The sequence below is a fragment of the Qipengyuania citrea genome, assembly GCF_009828015.1.
GTDB lineage: Bacteria > Pseudomonadota > Alphaproteobacteria > Sphingomonadales > Sphingomonadaceae > Qipengyuania > Qipengyuania citrea.
Genome location: NZ_WTYG01000019.1, coordinates 1 through 5,151 on the forward strand (window position 1 = coordinate 1; position 5,151 = coordinate 5,151).

Sequence of the window (5,151 nt, forward strand, 5' to 3'; positions counted from 1 at the left end):
CGTTCGGCTTCTTCCTGCGAGACGCCGCGGTCCTCGTAGCTCACTTCGATGTGCTCGGCCTTGCGCTTCTGCTTGTCGGTGTATTTGTCCTTGTCTCCCTTCGCCATCACGCTTCTCCTCGTGTCGTGTCGAGAACCCGTCCGCGCTAAGAAAATATATGAGCAACCCCGTATGGGGCAAGGGTTCCACGAAGAGATTGTCTTACGTTTGCAACGGGTTATCGTAGGGGCGCTGCTCGGCTGTCTACAGGAGAGAGCATCCCACCCGGCAATTGCAGCACTCGGGTTGGTTATCCTATCAGCTTGCGACGAGCGCGAAGACCTCATCCCGGGGACCCGGGCAGAAAGCGGAATAGCGAACCATGGAACTCAACCCTGTCACATCCATCGAATGGCTAGATTGGGATATCATCAGCCGGCTTGGCGTGGCTGCAATTCTCGGTCTGGTGCTGGGGCTCGATCGCGAGTGGCGCGGCCATGCCGCTGGCATGCGAACGCATGGCCTGATCTGTGTCTCGGCTGCGGCCATGGTCGTGTCGATCATGGCCCTGTACCATCAGCTCGACGGTCCGCGGATGGACCCCTTGCGACTGTTCGAGGCAGCCGGAGCGTTCATCGGGATAATCGGGGCCGGCCTGATCGTCTTCAGCAAGGGCCAACTCCACAATCTGACAACGGCGGCCCATTTATGGCTAGCGACCATGGTGGGTATTGCCTGCGGTGCTGCGCAATGGCCTCTGGTTGCGATTCTGACCGTTATCAGCCTGATCATGATTACGGCTTTGCGGGTTGCGGAGGACAAGTTCGGCAAGGAGGATCGCAACATCGCGCGATCGATCGGAAGGTCGCCCGAGGAGTAGGCGTCCGCTAAAGTGTTTCTAGATCTATAGCGCGGCTTTAGCTCTTGGATCCACGTGATGCACAGCTTCGTATGTCTCATCGAAAACTAGCGATAGAGATGCATCCCGGCCGGTATTGGTGGTGGATTGGCAGATCGGTTTTGTAAGGCGTTCGCAACTAAGACGCCTGCGATTAGCTGATTGTCCGAGAGAGGCTTGTGGAGACACCCTAGTGCGATCTCACCATGATCCGGGCCGGGACAATTCCCCGTAGCGAACAAAACGGCGACGCCGATGTCGTGCATTTGCCGAGCCACGACCAACCCACAACCGCCTCCTGAGAGCCGCATATCAACCAGCGCGAGATCGGGCTTATAGTGAATTGCAGCTAAGATCGCCGACTCTTCATCATCAGCTATTTTGATTACTTGGTGTCCCTGTGCTTCAAGAACGTCCTGCATGTTCATAGCCACTAGGGCTTCGTCTTCAACAATTAGTATCTTCATAAAAATTCGAACTCACAGCCGATCAACCGCGAGGAAGAACTATGCTTATGTGCGTTCCGCCAGCCTTATTCTGCGTTTCAACTTTCGCCCGAATTTGCCCCGTAAGGGCGTGCACGATTTTTGAACCCAATCCGGTGCCAGTTTCTGCACTGTCCGCGACGCAGTAACCTACGCCATCGTCAAGCACGGTAACGGTGATTTCCGTTTCCGTTGAACTGAGATGCACGCCCACGGTTCCCTTACGTTGATTAGGGAATGCATATTTGAGGCTGTTGGTGAGCAGTTCCGAAACGACAAGCGCCAAGGGCACTGCTCTATCCATTCCTATTGCGACACCAGACTGAAGCTCGAGTTCGATTCCGATGTCATCCACTCTGCTCATTGATCGCACCGTGGCCGTAACCAGCTCAGAAAGGAAATCTCCGATGTCCACCATCGAGTAGTCGCCATTCATATAAAGCCGCTGGTGAATAGAAGCCACCACAGAGACCCGGTGCCTTGCTTCCGACAAAGCAAACTTGAGACCGTCATCGGTCGCTTCGCGAGCATGAAGCTGAAGTAGTGCCATAACCAACTGTAGGCTATTTTTTACACGATGATTGACTTCTTGAAGAAGGACCTCGCGACCAGCCAAAGCAGCCTCCAAGTCTCTTTCTCGGTCCTCAAGTGACCGTTTCAAATGATTTTCGCGGGTGACATCGCGGATGGCAGCGAAGAATACTGGCTCGCCGTCATTTTCGAGCAACTGAAGGTGAACCGACACGTCATATAAGGACCCGTCTTTGCGCCGGTGAACCGTCTCGAAGACCATGTCGCCAGAGCCTGTTTCCAGGAGCGGGCGAACCTTTTCACGAAATTGAGCCTCGCTCAGATGTGGCTTCAGGTCCCACGGTGCGAGTTTACGCAACTCGTCGAATCCGAACCCGAGGTTGTCGCGCGCGCCTCGATTTACCAGCAAGAACCGAAAATCGGATGCAGAAAAGAGGTAAATTTCGCTAGCCGCATCCTCTACGATGAAGCCCAGCTGCGCGGCGCTGATTGGCTTAGAATTTCTAAGAGGCATCAGTCTTGCTAGTGATCAGCGGCGCTAATTTGCAAGCTCAATCTTCTGGCTCTAACAGCGCAGCACCCTGTCCGCTTCGACGGTTCGTCATCCGCCAAGTTGGCTCAAGATACCTCGTATTTGTGCATTAACCAGAAAATGCCTATTCGAGGCTATGGCTCGTATGATGCAGTGGGTCTTAAGGTTCCTGTTCCCAGCGGACAGCCCTCGCGAGCAACGCGAGCAGATTACTGGAATCTTCGAGAGCTTAAGGAGGCAGATCCCGCTACTCTATGGGGTCGCGCTCGTGAACTTTCTGGGCCTCCATGTGGCGACACATGGCGGTGAGCTGCGCTGGTTCTCGCCGCTAACTATCTTATCAGCCATCCTATTATGGCGGATGATCTATTGGATCGCGTTTCAAAAACCTTCCGAGGATTTCGCGAGGATAAAACGCGAACTGGTCACGATGGTCCTCTTCACAACCATCTTGTGTCTCGGGTTTTCGATCTGGGCTCAGTCCCTCATAACCGCCTACCCTAGCGAGACGATGACCATCCTGCTTTACAGCGTTCTTGCTGCGCTGGGGGTCGCTTATGGATTGAGCAGTTTTCCGCGGGCGGCGCTTCTTCCGTTGTTGATACTCGGTCTACCCGTAGCAATCCGGTTGTTTTGGATGGGGAAGCCGTCAGATCGAGGGATCGCCCTCAGTCTGATATTCGTCCTAGCCCTCTTCATTTGGCAGCTCCATGTTCATAATAGAGCTCTTCTGGGCTTGGTGCGTGGACAATTGGCGATCGCTCGCGAGCGAAACAGAGCTGTTGAGGCTGAGCTCCAAGCGACCAAGCGAGCCGATGAAGACGTGTTGAGCGGGATTGCCAATCGCGGAAAGCTTGTTCGCGAGATTGAGAAGGGCATGGTCCGCGGCCCGTTGACTGGGGGCGGCAGCGTGCTTGCTATTTGCGATCTTGATGGGTTCAAGTCAGCGAACGACGCATTCGGTCACGCTGCGGGCGACGAGATACTGCGCGAGTATGCTCGACGGTTGAAAGATGCTTTCGGAGCCGAGGCGCTAGTTGCCAGGCTCGGAGGCGACGAGTTTTCAGTTTTCTGGAAGGATGGATTATCGAGACCTGGACTGGAAGCTGCGTCAACTCAGATCTGTGAGCTAGCAAGCCAACCGGTCCTATGGGATGGAAAGGAGCTATTCGTCGGTGCTTCGTGCGGCGTAACGGAAGCAGGACCATACACTTGGTCTGACGAAGAGTTTTTCCGGCAGGCAGACTCCGCTCTCTATAAGGCGAAAGCGTCCTCGCGTGGACATTGGCACCTATACGATCTGCCTCAATTCGAGGCAGATCAACGGCGAGCAAAGATTGAAAAGTCGATTTTGTCGGGTGAAGCGCTTCGTGAAATGGAGGTCCACTTCCAGCCCATTTTTGATCTTAAGGAAGGAGTTCCTGTATTCGCTGAAGCTCTTGCTCGTTGGAACAACGCAGAACTGGGCGCGGTGTCTCCCGATGAGTTCATTCGCATCTCTGAGAAGCTCGGCGTCATTGATCGATTGAACGAACGTCTTCTGGAAATGGCGTTGGCGTCAGCTGAGACCTGGCCGGCAAACCTCTCCCTTTCATTCAATCTCAGCGCCATGCAATTGAGCCGTTCGGGGGCTAGTGACAAACTTCAAAAGATTGTGTCGGCTTCTTCTTTTCATGCTCACCGCGTTCAGTTCGAGATCACAGAGACAGCAATCCTTGCCGATCTGGGGCATGCCGAACAAGAACTAGCGAAGCTATCCCATTATGGTTTTACAAGCGCACTGGATGACTTCGGTTCTGGCTACGCATCGGTAGCATACCTTCGAGAGCTTTCCTTTGATACAATCAAGCTGGACGGATCTTTGATGGACAATATCATTCACAGCGAGCGCTCGCGCCAAATATTGTCGGGTCTGGTAGATTTGTGTCATTCGGCTGGTGCTCGATGTGTTGCCGAACATATCGAAACGCACGAGCAGCTAAAAATGGCAAGAGCAGTGGGCTGCGATTACGGGCAAGGCTTTTGCTTGGGGAAGCCGGCTACAAGCGAACGAATGCTCAAGGCGCTGTATTCCAACTTAGGCTCTTCGCCTTCTTGATTGAGGTGTTTCTCAAGCTATTAGCCGATTAGGAGATAACAGTGCTGTTCGAAAAAATTAAAACGGCCGGTCTTTCACACCTCTCCTATCTTATCGGAGCCGGCGGAATGGCTGCCGTCATCGATCCTCGCAGAGATTGCGATATCTACGTTGAAAGAGCACGAAACGAGGGGCTGCGGATAACGCATATCTTCGAGACCCATCGCAATGAGGATTTGGTTTCAGGAGCGCCGATACTCGCAAAACTGACTGGGGCAGAGGTTTTCCATGGGCCGAACGCGGATGGCGAGGTGGAATACGCGAAGACTACGAGGGATGGTGATTGTCACGCGATCGGACAGCTCGAAATCCGCGTCCTCGAAACGCCCGGACATACATTCGATCACCTCGCTTATGCCATATTCGATAGCGAATACCCCGAAACGGCGGTGGGCGTTTTTACCGGCGATGCGCTGTTCGTTGGCGATGTTGGCCGAACCGATTTCTATCCTGAACGGAAGCGGGAGGTTGCCGGCCTTCTCTTCGACTCTCTCCGCAAGATTTGCGAATTAGGCGACCAGGCGATCATTTATCCCGCCCATGGTGCTGGTTCGGTTTGCGGGTCGGGCATGGCAGACAGGGAGTTTTC

General features: G+C 54.0%; 5 protein-coding genes and 1 pseudogene. 3 read left to right on the forward strand and 3 right to left on the reverse strand.

Features of this window, described 5'->3' with window-relative positions:
• Positions 1-107, reverse strand: a pseudogene (locus tag GRI55_RS14695) (plasmid stabilization protein); the annotation flags it as partial.
• A gap of 254 nt (positions 108-361) precedes the next feature.
• On the opposite strand from GRI55_RS14695, the gene GRI55_RS14700 reads away from it, so the two are divergent.
• A complete protein-coding gene (locus tag GRI55_RS14700) occupies positions 362-859 on the forward strand; it encodes an MgtC/SapB family protein (RefSeq protein ID WP_063511735.1) in 498 nt (165 codons plus the stop codon).
• A gap of 86 nt (positions 860-945) precedes the next feature.
• Here GRI55_RS14700 and GRI55_RS14705 read toward each other — a convergent pair whose 3' ends face one another.
• Both GRI55_RS14705 and GRI55_RS14710 read right to left on the reverse strand, forming a co-directional pair.
• On the reverse strand, positions 946-1,344 hold the full coding sequence (locus GRI55_RS14705; RefSeq protein WP_160767622.1) for a response regulator: 399 nt from the start codon (positions 1,342-1,344) through the stop codon (positions 946-948).
• A gap of 22 nt (positions 1,345-1,366) precedes the next feature.
• Positions 1,367-2,407 (reverse strand): sensor histidine kinase, encoded by a 1,041-nt coding sequence (locus GRI55_RS14710; protein WP_063511736.1) that lies wholly within the window; start codon positions 2,405-2,407, stop codon positions 1,367-1,369.
• Positions 2,408-2,570: 163 nt separating this feature from the next.
• Between GRI55_RS14710 and GRI55_RS14715 the strand changes: the two genes are divergently transcribed.
• Together GRI55_RS14715 and GRI55_RS14720 are read left to right on the forward strand one after the other, a co-directional pair.
• A complete protein-coding gene (locus GRI55_RS14715) occupies positions 2,571-4,523 on the forward strand; it encodes a putative bifunctional diguanylate cyclase/phosphodiesterase (protein ID WP_063511737.1) in 1,953 nt (650 codons plus the stop codon).
• A gap of 41 nt (positions 4,524-4,564) precedes the next feature.
• Positions 4,565-5,151, forward strand: a 587-nt coding sequence (locus tag GRI55_RS14720) for an MBL fold metallo-hydrolase (protein ID WP_160767632.1), incomplete at its 3' end; no start/stop codon positions are given.